Annotated in this window: 16 protein-coding genes; 2 read left to right on the forward strand and 14 right to left on the reverse strand. The window is 34.0% G+C overall.

Features of this window, described 5'->3' with window-relative positions; translation table 11 throughout:
* Positions 1–41 precede the first annotated feature (41 nt).
* On the reverse strand, positions 42–1247 hold the full coding sequence (locus tag AC1RPH_RS01245; protein ID WP_481761051.1) for a MalY/PatB family protein: 1206 nt from the start codon (positions 1245–1247) through the stop codon (positions 42–44).
* Positions 1231–2307: an AI-2E family transporter gene (locus AC1RPH_RS01250; protein WP_481761052.1), complete on the reverse strand. Its 1077-nt coding sequence runs from the start codon at positions 2305–2307 to the stop codon at positions 1231–1233. The genes AC1RPH_RS01245 and AC1RPH_RS01250 overlap by 17 nt, the downstream gene beginning before the upstream one ends.
* A gap of 172 nt (positions 2308–2479) precedes the next feature.
* Between AC1RPH_RS01250 and AC1RPH_RS01255 the strand changes: the two genes are divergently transcribed.
* Positions 2480–3202 (forward strand): GntR family transcriptional regulator, encoded by a 723-nt coding sequence (locus AC1RPH_RS01255; protein ID WP_481761053.1) that lies wholly within the window; start codon positions 2480–2482, stop codon positions 3200–3202.
* A 146-nt stretch (positions 3203–3348) separates the two neighbouring features.
* A complete protein-coding gene (locus AC1RPH_RS01260) occupies positions 3349–5724 on the forward strand; it encodes a phosphoketolase family protein (RefSeq protein ID WP_481761054.1) in 2376 nt (791 codons plus the stop codon).
* Between the two features lie 59 nt (positions 5725–5783).
* Here AC1RPH_RS01260 and AC1RPH_RS01265 read toward each other — a convergent pair whose 3' ends face one another.
* The 12 genes from AC1RPH_RS01265 to AC1RPH_RS01320 all read right to left on the reverse strand — a co-directional run bounded on the left by AC1RPH_RS01265 (position 5784) and on the right by AC1RPH_RS01320 (position 18444).
* A complete protein-coding gene (locus AC1RPH_RS01265) occupies positions 5784–6449 on the reverse strand; it encodes an ABC transporter ATP-binding protein (RefSeq protein WP_481761055.1) in 666 nt (221 codons plus the stop codon).
* On the reverse strand, positions 6450–7409 hold the full coding sequence (locus AC1RPH_RS01270; protein ID WP_481761056.1) for an ABC transporter permease: 960 nt from the start codon (positions 7407–7409) through the stop codon (positions 6450–6452). It abuts the gene before it with no gap.
* A gap of 225 nt (positions 7410–7634) precedes the next feature.
* Positions 7635–8582 (reverse strand): hypothetical protein, encoded by a 948-nt coding sequence (locus AC1RPH_RS01275; RefSeq protein ID WP_481761057.1) that lies wholly within the window; start codon positions 8580–8582, stop codon positions 7635–7637.
* Between the two features lie 121 nt (positions 8583–8703).
* The gene (locus AC1RPH_RS01280) at positions 8704–9036 is read right to left on the reverse strand and encodes an AzlD domain-containing protein (RefSeq protein WP_409021810.1); all 333 of its coding nucleotides are present in this window, start codon (positions 9034–9036) and stop codon (positions 8704–8706) included.
* 2 nt (positions 9037–9038) lie between these two features.
* Positions 9039–9818 (reverse strand): AzlC family ABC transporter permease, encoded by a 780-nt coding sequence (locus AC1RPH_RS01285; RefSeq protein WP_481761058.1) that lies wholly within the window; start codon positions 9816–9818, stop codon positions 9039–9041.
* A gap of 96 nt (positions 9819–9914) precedes the next feature.
* The gene (locus tag AC1RPH_RS01290) at positions 9915–11300 is read right to left on the reverse strand and encodes a TrkH family potassium uptake protein (protein WP_481761059.1); all 1386 of its coding nucleotides are present in this window, start codon (positions 11298–11300) and stop codon (positions 9915–9917) included.
* A gap of 74 nt (positions 11301–11374) precedes the next feature.
* Positions 11375–11611 carry a hypothetical protein gene (locus AC1RPH_RS01295; protein ID WP_409021814.1) on the reverse strand — a complete coding sequence of 79 codons (237 nt, stop codon included), beginning with the start codon at positions 11609–11611 and terminating at the stop codon, positions 11375–11377.
* Between the two features lie 174 nt (positions 11612–11785).
* Positions 11786–14644, reverse strand: coding sequence for a YhgE/Pip family protein (locus AC1RPH_RS01300; RefSeq protein ID WP_481761060.1), 2859 nt, complete (start codon positions 14642–14644; stop codon positions 11786–11788).
* A 185-nt stretch (positions 14645–14829) separates the two neighbouring features.
* Positions 14830–16182 carry a serine hydrolase gene (locus tag AC1RPH_RS01305; RefSeq protein ID WP_481761061.1) on the reverse strand — a complete coding sequence of 451 codons (1353 nt, stop codon included), beginning with the start codon at positions 16180–16182 and terminating at the stop codon, positions 14830–14832.
* 53 nt (positions 16183–16235) lie between these two features.
* Entirely contained in the window at positions 16236–17399 is a 1164-nt protein-coding gene (locus AC1RPH_RS01310; RefSeq protein ID WP_481761062.1) for a sensor histidine kinase, read from the reverse strand.
* Positions 17400–17412: 13 nt separating this feature from the next.
* A complete protein-coding gene (locus tag AC1RPH_RS01315) occupies positions 17413–18099 on the reverse strand; it encodes a response regulator transcription factor (protein ID WP_409021818.1) in 687 nt (228 codons plus the stop codon).
* A 141-nt stretch (positions 18100–18240) separates the two neighbouring features.
* Positions 18241–18444: a hypothetical protein gene (locus tag AC1RPH_RS01320; RefSeq protein WP_481761063.1), complete on the reverse strand. Its 204-nt coding sequence runs from the start codon at positions 18442–18444 to the stop codon at positions 18241–18243.
* Positions 18445–18448: the final 4 nt, after the last annotated feature.

Here is an 18448-nt window from a genome sequence, read left to right on the forward strand (position 1 = left end):
TTACTGGTTTATTTTACACTGAAATGAAATAAATTAATAGTCTAATTTAAGCGATTTAGCTTTGCACTTTTGAGTCCCTTTAACAACTGATCAACAGCTGTTTGAACCGTTCCTAAATCAGTTGCCAAATTCATTCGAATAAAGCCTGGCGTTTCTTCACTAAACCATTGTCCATAATCAATAGCTAAGCCACACTCATTCTGAATAAATTCTTTCATCCGACTGGGATTTACATATGCTGAAAGGTCAATCCACATCAAGTATGTGCCTTCTAGTTCACTAATTTTAATTTCTGGAAATTTATTGACTAATTGGTGGCTGACTTCTAAATAATTGGTCCTTACGATACTCAGAATTTCATCTAACCAAACTGCTCCTGAACGATAAGCCGCCTCTCCAGCAACACATCCCATTAAACTACCCTCAGGTTTGTTCAAACGCTGTACCATTTTATCGTACTTAGCTCGTAATTGCGCGTTTGGAATAATGATATGCGAGTTTTGTAAAGCAGCTAAATTAAATGTTTTTGAGGGAGCATTAACGACAACCATATTATCTCGATAACGACCTTCGTCTATTGATAAAGCTGATACAAATGGTTTTTTTCCCACAATTAAATCTTGATGAATTTCATCCGAAATTACCATCACTTTATTTTCACGACAAATTTCAAAGAGTTGTGTCAGTTCAGCTTCAGTCCAGACGCGACCAACTGGATTATGCGGTGAACAATGAATAAGTAATTTAACGTGATTAGCTTTCATATCTCGTTCAATTGCTTCAAAATCCATTTCATATTGATTATTTTCATGTTTCAAAGGTGTTCGTACGATACGTCTGTTATTATCTTCAATTGCACTATAAAAAGGGTAATATACTGGTGTTTGAACTAAGACGCTATCACCTGGTTCCGTCATTAAATCGACTAATTGATATAATGAATTTACAACCCCTGTTCCAAATCTCATCCATTCCTTATGCAGTTCAATCCCATAGCGAGATTGTTGCCAATCAAAAAAGGCATCATAATATGAATCAGGAATTGTTGAATAACCAAAAACACCATGTTGTACCCGTGCTATTAAAGCATCAGTTACGGCTTTAGGTGCTTTAAAATCCATATCTGCAACCCACAGTGGCAATAATTTATCATCGCCATATTGCTCTTTTAAACTATCCCATTTAACTGAATTTGTATTTTTTCTATTCACTCTAAAATCAGCTAAAAATTTATTTTTCTTTACCATCAGTTTGACTATCCTTCCTTATTCCTTTAATTTTACCAATCCGTCCTTTAGATCCAGGAATTGACTTCACACCCAAGATATCCAAGAAGAATGTGAAAATGGGAATTCCGACAATCAAGCCCCACGTTCCAAATAATTCTTCACTGACTAACAAGATTACAAATGTAAAGAATATAGGTAGTTCTGTCCGACTTGACATAAATTTAGGATTTAATACATATGATTCTAATAAATGAACGACCATTAACATAATTAAGATGTAAACCACATCACGTACGCCACCAACCGAATAACCAACTAAACTTAATGGAATACATGAAATTAATACCCCTGCGACTGGAATTAAACTTAATAAGAAAATTAATATTCCTAAAGGCAAGAGCTGTGGCATATGCATGAAGTACAACCCAATCACAGTAATAACTGTATTAACAGTTGCGATAAAGAATTGTGCTTCAATAACGACACCAAATGATTTAACAAATTTTTCACCAAAGAAGTAAATATCCTGGAAAAACCAACCAAAATCACTTGATAAAAAGTTTTTTGAGAAATGTGTCATCTGATCTTTTTCAATCGTATAAAAGAAGCTTAAAATAAGCGATAATAAAAATGTTGCTGCCATAAAACCAATGCTCGTTATATATTGAAATACAAGCGTAAAACTACTTTTTAATTGTGGCACAATTTGAGATTTACCAATAGATTTAAGTACCCATTCCATCACAAGATTTGTATCTTTACCTGGATGACGATAAAAATTAATCACATAATGTGCCATTGAAACTGTTTGCGAAACTAAAATAGGAAAATACTTAGTAACTGCCAAATAAAGCAGCGCGATAATTGCCAGATATACTCCTATAACAATTATTCGACTATTAATTGATGAATGTCTTTGAATAACATTTATCAATCGGACTACTAAATATGTAAATATAAAAGTTAATAGAACAATGCTAATGACATCTTTCGCAAGAAAAATAACACCCATAATTACACAAAGTACAACAAATCTACGTAACTTAATATTTTCAATAAAACTTTGCCAAATTTCCAATAGACACACTCCTTTAACTATAGTCTTCATTGTACAAAATATTTACTAAAATGTCTGTAATTCTTACCTTTTTGTTCTAAAATAATTATCTCTCCGGAAAGTTGACGACTTGTCGTCTATTAAAACTTATGGTTAACTATGAAGATTGACTCTACGAAAGGAGTACTCTTGTATGGCTGAATTAATTTACAAACAACTGATTAGTAAACTTAAAAAAAGAATCGCTGCAGATGAATTTCCCGACATGAAACTCCCTGATGAACGTAGTTTGAGTGAAACTTATAAAATTAGTCGTAGTTCAGTAAAACGAGCTCTTAGCCAAATGGCTAACGACGGTATTATTTTTAAAAAACGCGGTTCCGGCACCTTCATTAATCCCTTATATTTAAAAAATAAAACCGTTTTTAATTATGAAGGCTCTAACTTAGGTGTTACAGACGGATTTGAAATGAATGGTAAAAGCCCTAAAGTTAAAGTACTAAGTTTTGAAGTTATTGCGCCCTCAGAAGATTTACAACGCAATCTTTTCTTAGACACAGATGATTTTGTCTACAAGATTGTTCGCTTACGTTTATTTGAAAAAACGCCTTTTATGATTGAAACAGGCTATATTCCAATTAAGATTGTTCCTAATTTATCTCAAACAATTGTTAAAGGATCAATTTTTAATTATTTGGAGGATATTCAGAATCAATCAGTTACTAAATCGTCGCTTTCAATCTACGCTGAACCATCAGACGAAAATGATCAAAAACTTTTAAATTTAAAACCAACTGAACCAGTTAGTATAATGGATGGTATTTTCTTCTTAGATAATGGTACCCCATTTGAATATTCAAGTATGAGATTTCATTATAAATTTTCTAAATTTAATACTTTCATGGCCGTTAAATAGGCTATTTAACGGCTTTTTATTTACTTTTTAAAATAATTGGTACGTTCCAATGAATTAAATGATTGACTTTTATTTAATGTTTGTTATTATGAACATATAGAAAGCGCTATAACTTTAGCAAATAAAACATATAGGAGTGTGTAACTATGACAGAAACTGATTTTTCATCTAAATCATATTTAGATAAAGTTGATGCTTGGTGGCGTGCAGCAAACTACCTTTCAGTTGGACAACTTTATTTAAAACAAAATCCATTATTACAAACTGAAGTCGTACCTGAAGACATCAAAGTTAACCCTATTGGTCATTGGGGAACAATCTCAGGCCAAAACTTTATTTACGCTCATTTAAACCGTGCAATTAATAAATATAACTTAAACATGTTCTATATTGAAGGACCTGGTCATGGTGGCCAAGTTATGGTTTCTAATGCTTACCTTGATGGTAGTTATACAGAAATCTACCCAACAATCACTGAAGACTTAACTGGTATGCAAAAATTGTTCAAACAATTTTCATTCCCAGGTGGTGTCGCTTCTCATGCTGCTCCTGAAACACCAGGATCAATCCATGAAGGTGGCGAATTAGGTTATTCATTATCTCATGCCGCTGGTGCTATTCTTGATAACCCTGACGTAATTGCTGCTACAGTAATTGGTGATGGTGAATCAGAAACTGGACCATTAGCAGCAAGTTGGTTCTCAAATGTCTTCATTAACCCAGTTAATGATGGTGCTGTATTACCAATCCTTGATATGAATGGTTTCAAAATCTCAAATCCTACAATTTTATCACGTAAATCTGATGCAGATTTAACAAAATACTTTGAAGGTATGGGTTGGGATCCAATTTTCGTTGAAGGAACTGATCCTGAGATCATCCATCCTGAAATGGCTAAAAAAATGGATCTTGCTATCGAAAAAATTAAAGCAATCCAAACTGAAGCTCGCAAACACCCAGCTGAAGAAGCAACAATGCCTAAATGGCCTGTTATGATTGTTCGTACACCAAAAGGCTGGACTGGTCCAGAAGTCTGGAACAACGAACCAATCGAAGGCTCATTCCGTGCTCATCAAGTTCCAATTCCTGTAGACCAACGTCACATGGAACATGTTGATGCTCTTGTTAAATGGATGAAATCATACCGTCCAGAAGAATTATTTACAAAAGACGGTCAATTAATTCCTGAACTAAAAGAAATGGCACCTAAAGGCAACCAACGTATGGCAATGAACCCTATTACTAACGGTGGTATTAATCCTCAAAAATTAGTTATGCCTGATTGGAAGAAAAATGCTGTTGATACATCAACTCCAGGTGCTGTTACAGCACAAGATATGATTATTTTCGGTGACTTCGCTCGTGATATTATTGAAGAAAACCCTAAAAACTTCCGTATCTTCGGACCAGATGAAACAAAATCAAACCGTTTGAATGCTATCTTTGAAGCTACTAACCGTCAATGGTTAGAACCAATCAAAGAAGGTAACGACGAATGGCAAAGTCCTGTAGGCCGTGTTCTTGATTCACAATTATCAGAACATCAAGCTGAAGGTTGGATGGAAGGTTATGTCTTAACTGGACGTCATGGTTTCTTCGCTAGTTATGAATCATTCTTACGTGTCGTTGATTCAATGTTGACACAACATTTCAAGTGGTTACGTAAAGCCAAAGAACAAACATGGCGTAAACAATACCCATCATTGAATGTTATTGCAACATCAACTGTATTCCAACAAGATCACAATGGTTATACTCATCAAGATCCAGGTATGCTTGGTCATTTAGCTGATAAGAAACCTGAATTTATCCGTGAATATACACCTGCTGATTCTAACAGTTTATTAGCTGTTATGAATAAGACTCTTCAAAGTGAAGAACTTATTAACTTAATCGTTTCAAGTAAACAACCACGTCCTCAATTCTACTCAGCTGATGAAGCTCAAGAACTTGTTGACAATGGTTTGAAAGTTATCGATTGGGCAAGTACTGCTAAGGGCGATGATGCTGATCTTGTTATTGCTGCTGCTGGTTCAGAACCTAACTTAGAAGCTTTAGCTGCTGTTAGTCTTTTAAACTCAGCATTCCCAGAATTGAAGATTCGTTTCATCAATATTGTAGATATCTTAAAATTACGTCATCCTAAGATTGACCCTCGTGGTTTCTCTGATGAAGAATTTGACGGTTACTTTACAACTGATAAACCAGTCGTATTCGCATTCCATGGTTTCGAAGCTATGGTTCGTGACATCTTCTATGATCGTCATAACCACAATGTTTCAATCCATGGTTACCGTGAAAATGGTGATATCACTACACCATTCGATATGCGTGTCTTGAACCAAATGGATCGTTACAACCTTGCTAAAGATGCTGTCTTACAAGCTGGCAACTTAGGCGCTGCAGGCGATAAATTTGTTAAAGAAATGGAAGCTATGGTTGCTAAACATGAATCATACATCCGTGAAAATGGTGATGATCTTCCAGAAGTTAATAACTGGAAATGGACTCCACTAAAATAGTAAAACTTTAAACGAAAAGAGAACCGCAATTGCGGTTCTCTTTTCGTTATCATTAAAAATCATTCTTTTGTGAGCTGTCCATCTCGCATAAAAAATGTTTGGTCTGTATATGCCAAGACATCTTCATCATGTGAAACCATAATAATCGTTTGTCCCGTCTTTTTAGTAATATCGGCTAGCTGGGCTGCAACTTGCTTCGCTCTTTTGCTATCTAAGCTTGCCGTTGGCTCATCAGCAAAGATGAGCTCCGGTTGCCCAAATAATGCTCTAGCGATTGCAACGCGTTGTCTTTGACCACCTGAAAGACTAGCAGGATATTGATTTCTTTGGTCCCATACACCTAAGTCACGTAACATCATTTCGGGATTACGACTTTCTTTTTTAGTTTTCATTTTATTGACTAATTCAAATTGTTCTAAAACGGTTAAAAATGGGACTAAATTAGACCCTTGTAAAATAAACCCAAATTCATTAAATCGTAACCTAGTTCGCTCTTTTTCGCTTAATTGTCCGATCTCTTGATCTTTAAAATAAATTGTTCCATCGGTTAATCCTTGTAATCCACCCATAATGGTCAGCAACGTTGTTTTTCCAGATCCTGATGGACCTGTCAAGCCAATAAACGTCCCTTTCTCAACAACTAAATCAATATTATCAAGAGCCAACTTTTTATTATCACCTTTTCCAAATGTTTTAGAAACATCAGATAATTGCATTAAACTCATTTAGACACCTCCAATTGCATCAAGTGGATCAACACGTAATATTTTAAAAATGGAGAATAGTGATCCTAGAATGATCATCAATAATAAGATAACCGAAAATCCTACGACTAAGAAGACATTATTTAAAAATGGGACGGCAGCTGGTAACGATAGCGCTGTTGCCACATCTGCAATAATACCCAATCCAATTCCTAGTAAACCTAGTAATGACGACTCCCAAATTAAGCTTTTAACCAAAGTCCCACTAGAAACTCCTTGTGCACGTAACACGCCATAAACGGCTGTTTTTTCAATGGTTAAAATATACATAAAGATACCTACGATAAACGCAATAATGACAAATAAGGCGCCAATCATTAACGTAAAGGTCTTCACTTCTGGACCATATCCCGGTATGTTGTTAATCACCTTGTCCATTGTTAATGTCGCTAATTGTTGATCTTTTTTAATTTTAGCTGAATTTTTTAAAACAACTGCATTAATTTTTTCAGTCGGATTGTCCGGGCCATAACGTAACGTTTGATAGTCAGCTAATTGTAAATAGACAACTGGTGCTGTTGTGTATTTATTACCCGTCGTTATCCCCACTACTTTATATTCTTGTTTCGCATTATTAATTTTTATTTTTTGGCCTAATTTAGTGGCATCTAATCCATTATCAACAACTACTTCGTTAACTTTCTGCGGCATTCTGCCTTGAACTAATTTAGGCTTCAAAAATTGATTAAATTGAACTCCAAAAACACTAATATTAGCTTTTGGTTCGTTTTTCCGACTAGCAACGCCCATCATTTGACCTAAATAAGCGTAGTCTGATTTTGACCCTGAAATCTTAGGAAGTGAGTCTTTTTGTATCTCGGAAGATGCCAAATTATTATTCGCATACTGACTGATAACAATGTTATCCGCATCCCAATTATCAATTGAAGACCGATTATTGTTCGCAAGCCCAAAAGCCAATCCCGTTAAAAAAAAATGAGATATGAAACTAAAAAGATGGTGAAAATAATCAGACCATACCGAAGTTTATTATATTTAATCTCTTTAACAGCTAAGTACATGTCATATTCCCCCTTATTTCTACTATATAATAACTTTGCACCAAATTAAAAGTAAACGTTTTCAGTGGAGGTTAAGAAAAAAGCATAATCCTAAAATTTAGAATCACACTCTTAAAATACTAATTTATTTGTAATCTCGCGCTGCAATAGCTTTAACACTTGTTGTTTCTTTAACAGCCTGTTTAATAATTTTTACAACATCTGAATCACTAAATGAGTTAGGGTTAACACCAGCAAATTTAATTGAGTCTCGTGCTGCCTTAATACGTGATGCTGTAATTGCTTTACCGTTACCATCTACTATGTTAGATGAACTTGTTGTATATTCATTCGAACCTGAATACGATGATGCAGCGGCTTGTTCTTCTGACGTCAACGTAGCTGACGAATTGTTTTTTATTTCTGGTATACTATACTCCGACCCATAACCACTACTTTTAGATGATGGTGTTGAACTTTTCGAACTACTTGAAGAACTGCTTGAAGAACTACTTGTTGGGTAGCCAATCGTTGCCAAATTCTTATCATTTTTTTGTTGTAAGTCTGTTGCTTTTTTCTTTAAATCTGAGTAATAATTTTTATCAATACTACTATCTTTTAAGATTTCAGTTAATTTATCGTTTGATGCTGTGTAGCTATATTCTGTATTTAAATTCATTGCTTCATTATATGTTTTTATGAATAGCGCACGTTTTTCAAGAACCGTTGTTAATTCTTTTTTCAAATTTGTTGCTCGTTTTTTAATGACTGCTGATCCATCATGATCCGCTAGCACGATGCTAATTGCATCCTTTGCTTTACTATACTGACGATCTTCAGTTTTGTTAATTACTGCCTTGTAATGTGTCACCTGTGTCTTGTAAGCTTGTGCAGTCGCATCATTTGATTTCTTTTTTAAAGCGACATCAAAATAATTTTCTGCCTCAGTATATTCTGCATCTTGAATCGCAGTTTTACCGTTCTTCATGGCTGTATTATAATTTTTATTTGCTTCTGCATGTTTCGTTAAACCGTAGCCACCAAACATACCTACTATAACAACTGCAACTAATCCCCATACCCATTTTTTCATTTTAACCACACCTCTTATCCCTATATTTATATCGCTGTTATTATATCATGGAACATCCTTCAACCGTTATTCAAAATAAGAATTTAGTCCCTGAGAGAAACTAAATTCTTATTTACTTAATTTATAATATAAGTGACAACAGCATAATAGCGCAAAGTCCAAGTACAACAGATAATCCCATTGATCTCGTACGATATGCGATTGCGAATACAACCACAGCCGCTATTAATTTTGTGACGTTATCTACGCCCACAAATTGAAAACTTGAATCAATAAAAAGGTCTTTAAAAACTAATGCTGAAAATAACGCAACGGGTACATACTTCATCCATTCATTAAACCATTCTGGGATTTCTCGAGATGAAAAAATTCGTAATGGAATAAATCGCGGTAAATATGCAACAATTGCAGATAAAATAATTAATAAAAAATGATCCATTGTTGTCATTTCCATAGTTAACTTTCCTCAGAAACTTTAGACTTTCTACTTATTGTATGTCGACTTGCTTTTGGTTTAATCGTATTTAATAATTTATTTCGTTTACCTTTTCTAACAATTTCATGTTCAATAATAAATCCAACAAAGGAAGCTAGTAAAGTTGCTACAACTAATCCCATCGTACTTTGGAACAATGACATGAAAATAATTGCTAAAATACCTGAAAGAATACTAATAATAATTGTGAGATAATTTTTAAGTTGCATGACTATCATGTAAATAAATAATGAAGTTAATGCAAATTCAACAATGCTTAAATTAATTTTTAACCCAGCACCAATTAAACTACCTGCAATATTACTCATCGTCCAAAATAATAATGAATAATGTTCAACCATCAAGGCATCTTTTGGTTTCCATTCTTTATCTGTTGCAAATTTTAAATAGTTTACTGCGTAATTTTCATCGTTTAGTGATGCCGCAAATATGTATAAAAACTTACGACTAGTTCCTCGAATGTACTGTGACAAACTAGCACCTAATAACGCATACCGTAATTCTAAGAAAAATAGCATAGTAACAATTGAAAGAATTGGCGACTGAATCGTCAACATTGATGCAATTAAAAACTGTGCACCACCTGAAAAGACAAGTATGGAAACTAATCCTGCTAATATCGTATTGAAGCCTGCTGCATGCAACAAAATACCACATGCGAGTCCAATTGGGACGTAACTCAGGCAAAGCGGCATCGCAATTTTAAGAACTGTGAGCCAGCGTTTCTCTGTTTCTTTCACGATAGTCCTCCAATAATATAAAGTTGGTTTAACGATATAAATTATAGCATACATCTGTTTCTTAATACTCATTATTTAGTAACTCTAATCAAAAAGTTATCCAATAATGATCTGTTCTGATGGAAAACGATACTTTTCATCCCGTTCTTTTTTCGAAACAAAGAATATTAACATGTATAACATCCCTACGCGTCCAACAAACATCAAAATAATAATGACCATTTTACCGATAATGCTTAATGAACTGGTAATTCCCGTTGATAATCCCGTCGTTCCAAAAGCAGAAGTTACTTCTACAATCAGCGAAATCAACGAATGATTCTCCGTAATACTTAAAATAAAGACCGCGATTAAACACATAAATATCGATAGGTTAACAACTACTACTGATTTTTGAATATCATTTTCATGAATCCTTCTATTAAAAATATTCACATTCTTATGTCCACGAATAAACGATAACAAATATAATCCTAAAATCCCAATTGTTGTTGTTCGAACACCACCACCAACTGAACTTGGACTAGCACCAATAAACATTAACATAGAAAAAATCAATAAGGTTGTCGTATTAAAATCACTAATTTGATTAATTTGTAGTCCGGCATTACGCGTTGTAATACTATAAAACATAGCTGTCATAACTCTCTCAACGAAATCCTTATGTGCAAAATAACCATTATGTTCAGATAAGAAAATTAATATTGTTCCAATAAAGAAAAATCCAATCGCAAAACTACCTGCTAATTTTGTAAATAATGAAAATCTAAATTTTTTATGTCCTGGTTTGAACCACGTAACCTTGATCCACGCTAAAATTTCAATAATAACGGGAAATCCTAAACCACCTATAAAAATTAAAATCATAATTAAAAATAAAAAGACGTAATCTTTCGAATAAGGGATAATAGATTTCCCAGTAACGTCAAATCCCGCATTTGTTAACGCAGATATTGCAATATAAAAGCCATCAAAAATTGACGCAGCTAGATGTTCAAAGCCATCACGTACATATAAATAAATTGAAAATATCACACCAAAAAAAGCTTGAATCCCTAGCATAATGCCGAAAATTGAATAAACTAAACGAACATTTCCACTTAAATGCGGTTGATTCATATCAGTTTGAATTAGCCTGCGTTGTTGCAACCCAATGCGTCGACCAGCAATTACCATAATAAACGTTGAGAGCATTGTTATACCAAAACCACCTATTTGAAAAAGCATTTCTAGTAAGATGATACCGTTATTGTTATAGACTTGCTCTAACGGAAATGTGGTTAATCCTGTAACACTAACCGTTGAGACTGCCATGAATATTGTATCAATAAATGGCACACTAGCACCAGGTTGTTTGAAGAACGGAAGGCATAATAAAATACTTGTTACTACAATCAATGCTAAATAGTAAAAGACAACAATTTGTACGGGAGAGGCCAACAAACTAGCTTTATCTAGATATTTCTGGATCCACCTATTCATTCTGACTTCCCCCTTTTAGTTTAATTTAAAAAAAGAGATTAGCGCTAAGTACGCACGCTAATCTCTAATCCTGATTATTTAATTAATTCTAATCCTGCATAACTAACAACAATTTTATGTTTTAATTCTTCAGCTGTTTCATTCTTAATAAATTCCTTATCGAATTTAATAATAGCCGAATTTTTTAGTTGTTTTTCAACGACACCAGTAAAGAACTCGTTATTTGTTTCAAAACTAACACGTGTATCAGCTGGAAATGGAATTCCTTTTTCGTTAACTTCAACATTTTTTTCATCAAAATGACTTAACATAATTTGGCCTCCTATTGTTTTAAATATTAATAGTAACAGTATACCGCTTTTTAGTTATTATTACGACCATTAGGACTAAGATTAAGAACCTCAATTTAATTAACCCATTCTAAATATATTCAATCAAAAAAATAGAGCCCGCAAAATTAATTTTGCGTAACTCTATTTAATAATCTATTTTTCTAAATCTTGTAATTTTTGATTATCATCTAATTGTGATTTACCAGCAAGTCCAACTCTTTGAAGAATTTGCATAGCAACCCATAATAGAACTAATGAAACGATAGCGAAGATTGCAAGAACAAATACGCTCATGCCAATTTGTCCACTAACCATTCCAGAAGTTAATGACTCACGGAACCCTAAGGTTGAGTATGTCATTGGTAAGAATGGATGGATGGCATTAAAAAAGCTATTCGTAACTTCCATTGGGAACGTACCACCAGCGCCACCTAATTGTAACATCAAGAGAACCATGGCCACGAATCGACCAGGATTATCAAATGCCATAGCAAGTGCCATAACAAGATACATCGATGTTAACGAGAATACTGTTGCAATTAAGTAAGTTTCAGCAATATGGTCTGCTTGTAATCCAAACATAAGCATCCCTGTAACTTCAACAAGTGCCATACCAAGGGCAACGACAGTTCCAATAGCAACTTTACTCCAGAACCAAGCTGTTGCTGATTGACCTTCAGTTGAAATTTTACGGATTGGGAATGCAAAGTTAAAGACGATTGCCCCAACGTATAATGCAAGTGAAAGAACATATGGTGCTAAAGCATGTCCATAGTTAGGAACATAACTGTAATTCTTATGTTCCAATTCTGAAGGTGCTGCAAACATATTAGCTGTCTTGTTAGTTGCTTTAATTCCATTAACTGTATCTGATCCTGTTTTAAGAGCAGTAGCTAATGTTTTTGACCCTTTTTTAAGTGATTTAGAACCATCACCTAATTTAGCTGAGTTATCATCTAATTTTTGAGTCCCTGCAGCTAATTTATCAACTCCAGCAACAAGTGTTGGTACTTGTTCATTCAAGCTTACTAAACCATTTGATAATGTACCTGAGCCAGTAGCTAATTGACTAACTCCTGATGTCAATGTTGGTACTGATCCATTCAATGTTGATAATCCAGTACTTAATTGACTCGAGCCTGATACTAAGGCACTGTTGTTTCCAATTAATGTTTTAGAACCATTATTAGCACTTAATACACCTGCAGTGTATTTTTGTACACTTGGAATTAAGCCAGGAGTTTTATCTGTACCATTTAACCCAGCCATAATTTGACCTAATCCAGCATTTAGTAAGTCTGTTGCTTGGATAGCACCATAAGGACTTTCCTTTGTGCCAGAACCTGTCTGCGTTAAACCAGTTTTAACAGTATTTAATCCAGCCATTAGTTTATCAATGGCTTTCTTAGCACCTGCTGTTACTTGTGGTTCTTGAGCAGATAACTCGGCAACACCCGCCTTTAATGCTTGTAATTTAGGTAGTAATTCTTGAATAGCTGCTAATTCTTTTTGAATCGATTTTAATTTGTCACCGTTATCAGTCAACGGTGTTGTCATATCAGATAAATCTGTTTTAATTTTTGTTGTATTATTACCTGATGCTGCTAAACTTGTGCCAGCAGTTTGAAGATTACTTCCTAATCCATTAACAGAAGCAGCAATACTTTTTGCTAACGTTGGATTAGATTTCTCTAAAGCTGCAAAATCAGGTGATTTTACAAAGGTAACTAAAGCACCCATATTACTTTGCGCATCCTTAAGTTGTGCAGCAACACTGGATGCGTTAGTTGTACTATAAAGACTATTATTTAATTCACTCAATTGTGAACCAGCATCTGTTGCTTTAGCGGCAACAAGTTTAGTATTAGCTCCAATTTGAGTTAAATCGGCTGTTAATTTTTTAGCATCAATATTAGGCGCATTTGTGCCATTTAATTCAGAATTCAACTTAGAAATTCCTGAATCTAATGCTGTAAATCCAGCCATTAATTTTGCCATTTCAGCTTGTGAATCTGGACTATTTAATTGTGTATCTAAAGTTGCAGCAGACTCCTTCAAGCTTTTAGTTAACGATTGGTTACCCGCTTGAACTGTTGTAATACCACCTCTTAAGGTAATTATTCCATCATTTAATGCTTGAGAATTTGAACTTAATTGACTCAAACCACTATTTAATTCAGTAACTCCATTAGTATAACCTTTTACACCACTTGCTAATGTTGTTGAGCCAGTATCTAGTTTCGATACACCTGAAGCTAATGTACCTGTACTATTATTAAGTTTTGATAATCCAGCACTTAAAGAACCAGCGCCTGTTGCTAATTTTTGAACACCATTTTTTAATGGAACAACACTAGTTGAAAGTGTTTGAACACCATTATTAACAGTTCCTACACCAGTAATGTAGCTATTTAAGCCATCATTCAATGTTACTGTACCATCAGACAATGTTTTAGAACCACTTGCAGCTGTCTTAAAGCCTTTACCGATTGTTTTAACTTGGCCGAAAATAGCTGTTGCATATGCTTTCGTGACTGATTCACGAATTTGGCTATTTAATTGTTTTGCTGCTGTTTCACTGATAACTTCACCAATGTAGTTACGAGATGCATTAGTATCGTACGTGATTTTCATCTTTTTAGGATTTGTATCCATTAAAGTTGCAGCATTTGAAGAGAAGTTTTTAGGCAACGTAATTGTTGTATAGTACTTGTTGTCTTTCATTCCTTGTTTTGCTTGTTTTGCAGAAACGAATGTCCACTTCAATTGGTCATTATTCTTCAACTCTTTTACAAGTTGATCACCAACATCCAATGTCGTTCCATTATATTTAACAGATTCATCGTTATTAACGACTGCTACTGGTAAATCACTTGTTTTGCCATATGGATCCCAAACTGATTTCAAGAAGAAAGCAGCATACAGAATCGGAATAAGCATCATAACAATTGTTGAAACTAGAAGTATTCTATTCTTTCCAACAAATTTAAATTCATTCTTAATCATTTTCATTAAAATTGGTGCCCCCTAAATTAATTATTTCTACTATAAAATTTTATCGATACGTTATAATATACATCAAATGTCCACGAACAACAAATTTTTATTTTCTTTTTAATGTTTTTTTAATCTTACACGACTAAATTGCCCATATAGACAAAAAAATCACCCTAGAAATCAGAGATGATTTTATTGATTTAAAATAAATTTCCAAAGAAGTTAGTAATTGCACGCCACATAATAACAAAAATGTTAGCTTTTTCAATGGCATCTTTATTCGTTCCTGTAACAGAAAGTGATTTTTTGCCATCAACATAAGATAACGCATTATCTTTACCAGTTAATTTAAGCGTTCCAATATCACTATTAGCCTTAATTGGGGCTTCTAATCCTGTTTTCTTAACTAAATCAGTATTTTCTGATACTTTAGCTGAAATAATCGACTTAACTGTTTCGCCTTTTTTCAACCAAACTTTTTGATTAGATTTAAGCATAACTTTAGTTGTTAATTCTTTACCATGAAATACAGGTAAACTATCGGCGTTTTTAAATATTGTACCAGCCTTGATTGTTTCCACGTTGAACATGTCAAATACATATGACATTATTTTTTGTGTATCTGTAAAACGACTTACATCCGTTTCACTCTTGTGTGATGATCCTAAAACGACCGTAATAATTCGATGACCATCTTTTTTTACAGTTCCTGTAAAACATTCACCAGCTTTGTCAGAAGTACCTGTCTTCAATCCATCAACAGGTAATTCTGTATATGCCTTAGCTAAACCAGGTAACATCCAGTTCCAGTTTTCCATTAGTGTTTGGTCAGATGTTCCTTTATCGAAATATTTACGTTTGATACTTGTTGTTTTTAATACTTCTGGGTACTTTTTAAGTAAGTTTTTAGCAACAATTCCCATATCTTTGGCAGTTAATTCATTTTCATCTGATGCGGCTGAACCGGGGTATCGATCAGCTTTACTGATATCGCTATTAGTTAAACCAGAAACGTTATCAATCTTAGCATCTGTAATTCCCCATGACTTAACCTTTGCACGCATTAATGTTACGAAATCTTTTTGCGATCCCGATACTTCATGAGCAAGTGCCATAATAGCCCCATTTGCTGAGTAAATTAAACTAGCATCATACAGTTGTTTAACTGTGTATGATTTCGTTTTACTCAACGGAACGTTTGATAATGATGTATCCTGGCTAATTTTATAAGAATCGTTATCAATCTTAACTTTTTGATCCCAAGTTAATTTACCACTTTTAATTTGATCTAAAATAACATCAATCGAAATTAATTTTGTCATTGATGCAATTGGTAAAACAGCATCAGCATTTTTTTCATAGATTACTTGTCCAGTATCTGCATCAATTGCTAAAGCAGCTTTAGCTGTTAAATTAATAGCGCTTGAACTGGTTGTTGCAGCTGATACAGATTTAACCTCATCTTGAAGTCCCATTGCTGAAACCCCAGTAAATAGTGCTGCCCCTGAAATAAGCCCAATTACGAATTTCTTTGTACGTTTTAAAAATATCATTTTCTCTTTACCCTCTTAACTTCTCTTATTCATTTAAGAATACCCAATAATAGCTATTCTTGCAACTGTTCTTCTTGCTTTCTAGTTAATTTTATATTCTTACCCAATGGTAAATGAATAACAAAACTAGTTAGCTCTTCATTTGAGACAACATATATGTACCCACCGTGGAGCGTGACAATACTTTGAGCAATGGCAAGCCCTAATCCAGTTCCGCCCGTTTTTTGTGAACGAGATTCTTCCACTCGGTAAAACCGATCAAATAATTGATTAAGTGATTGTTCAGGTATTTTAGGGCCATCATTAGTTACTTTTACGATAACTTCCTGACCAATTTTTTCTGCTTCTAAATAAATATGTTTACCGCCTGCCCCATATTTTAAGGCATTTGATATTAAATTATTAAAAACACGGCCTAATTTTTCAGTATCAGCTTCCATCATTAACGGGTTAGGGTTCGTATTGCTACTAATTGTCATTTCTTTATTTTTAGCTTCAAGTTCAAAACTAGCTGCCAATTGTTCTAACATTTGATTCATATCAAAATTAATCGCATTAATTGGCGTCGACGTCTGTCGCACTTTTGTGTATTCAAATAAATCTTCTACTAAAACCTTCATCTGCTTTGATTTCACAAATGCTGTATGTGTGTAAGATAGTAAATCTTCTTGCGAATTATATTGATTATCTTCTATTAAACCTAAGTAACCGATAATTGATGTCAATGGTGTTCGAATATCGTGACTAACATTGGTAATCAGCTCATCCTTTGAATTCTCAATTCGACGTTCTTCTTCCATTGATTCAATCGTACTTTGAACCAAAGCATTAATACTTGAAACGACCCGCGCCATATCACCTTGTAGTTTAAAAGGAATTTGATGATCGTAATGACCGTCCGCAATATAATGCAATTCTGAAATAACATGACGTAACTGCATTTGATGATAACGTCGAATTAGTCGCCAATAGAGCACGACAACGTCCACAATAAGCATGAACGCAACAAAAACATTCCCCCAACTCCAGACATTGAAATCATTCGGCCCAAAAGTTAATGCCGTCTTAATTTGAAAAATACCATTCTCAAGTCCTGGGTTTGAAGCAATCGTCTGATTTAATAGAATAAAAATTGATAAATTCAGTAAAATTAATAGAATAATCGTGATGAATCCTTCCGCGATTAATTCACTTTTTTCTCTACCAGTTAATTTCAAAAATAACCCCTCACTAATGCATTTCTATCTTGTATCCAACGCCCCAGACGGTTTTGATAATATCATCACCGTTTGTTGCTGCTTCAATTTTATCACGTAAATGGCTCACATGGACCATTACTGTTTTGGCAGAAATAATTGATTCTTGTTGCCAAACTTGTTCAAAAATATCATCCGCAGAGTACACATGATTTGGATGTGAGGCTAATAAATATAAAATACCGAATTCTAAAGCAGTTAATTGAATATCACTACCTTCAACTGTTTGAACTTCATGAGAATCTTTTTTAATAATTAGCGGTCCTATTTCAAGTGCAACATCAGGTGCCGGATTCGAGTTTTGGCTACGACGGAGTAATGATTTAACACGTGCCATAATTTCTAATGGGTTAAATGGCTTAACAACATAATCATCAGCACCTGTAATCAGTCCACGAATTTTGTCCATATCTTCTGTTTTAGCAGAAACCATTAATATTGGAATTTCTGAAGTTTTACGAACCTCTTTAATGACATCCATTCCGTTCATTTTAGGCATCATAACGTCGAGAATCATTACACCGATTTCTGGCATTTCTTCTAATTTTTCAATCGCTTCAAGTCCATTTTGAGCAGTAATTGCTTCGTAACCTTCATTTTTTAAATAAATAGAGATTAAATCAACGATTTCTTTTTCATCATCTACAACTAAAATTTTCATTGGATATCTCCTGACTTTTCTTTACTTATAGTATATTGTATCAAATATCACACACGATAACTTTAAAGAATTGGTTAAATCTACTTAATCTAAGTAGTACAAAAAAAGCTTTCGTAAAAAACGAAAGCTTTCCATTTTTTATTATCCACGTTCTAATAAGTAGTTAAATAAACCGCCCATTGTTTTATCTGATAACTCAATCTCTTTACCAGATTCCGTTACTTTAGTAATTTTATAATAATCTTCAAACTCAGGTACTTCCAATTGCATCATCGCAACAAAAGCTGCTGCCGTTTTATAAGTTGCTTGTAGCTGTTCCCCATGAACGTAATCAATAATTAACATATTC

It is taken from the genome of Dellaglioa sp. CoH-57-MRSF-16 (genome assembly GCF_056782055.1).

Coding starts and splice junctions, on each gene's coding strand:
- AC1RPH_RS01255 (WP_481761053.1), top strand. CDS start 2,480: ATGGCTGAATTAATTTACAAACAACTGATTAGTAAACTTAAAAAAAGA.
- AC1RPH_RS01300 (WP_481761060.1), bottom strand. CDS start 14,644: ATGAAAATGATTAAGAATGAATTTAAATTTGTTGGAAAGAATAGAATA.
- AC1RPH_RS01315 (WP_409021818.1), bottom strand. CDS start 18,099: ATGAAAATTTTAGTTGTAGATGATGAAAAAGAAATCGTTGATTTAATC.
- AC1RPH_RS01295 (WP_409021814.1), bottom strand. CDS start 11,611: ATGTTAAGTCATTTTGATGAAAAAAATGTTGAAGTTAACGAAAAAGGA.
- AC1RPH_RS01280 (WP_409021810.1), bottom strand. CDS start 9,036: ATGGAAATGACAACAATGGATCATTTTTTATTAATTATTTTATCTGCA.
- AC1RPH_RS01275 (WP_481761057.1), bottom strand. CDS start 8,582: ATGAAAAAATGGGTATGGGGATTAGTTGCAGTTGTTATAGTAGGTATG.
- AC1RPH_RS01320 (WP_481761063.1), bottom strand. CDS start 18,444: ATGTTAATTATTGATTACGTTCATGGGGAACAGCTACAAGCAACTTAT.
- AC1RPH_RS01260 (WP_481761054.1), top strand. CDS start 3,349: ATGACAGAAACTGATTTTTCATCTAAATCATATTTAGATAAAGTTGAT.
- AC1RPH_RS01305 (WP_481761061.1), bottom strand. CDS start 16,182: ATGATATTTTTAAAACGTACAAAGAAATTCGTAATTGGGCTTATTTCA.
- AC1RPH_RS01290 (WP_481761059.1), bottom strand. CDS start 11,300: ATGAATAGGTGGATCCAGAAATATCTAGATAAAGCTAGTTTGTTGGCC.
- AC1RPH_RS01265 (WP_481761055.1), bottom strand. CDS start 6,449: ATGAGTTTAATGCAATTATCTGATGTTTCTAAAACATTTGGAAAAGGT.
- AC1RPH_RS01245 (WP_481761051.1), bottom strand. CDS start 1,247: ATGGTAAAGAAAAATAAATTTTTAGCTGATTTTAGAGTGAATAGAAAA.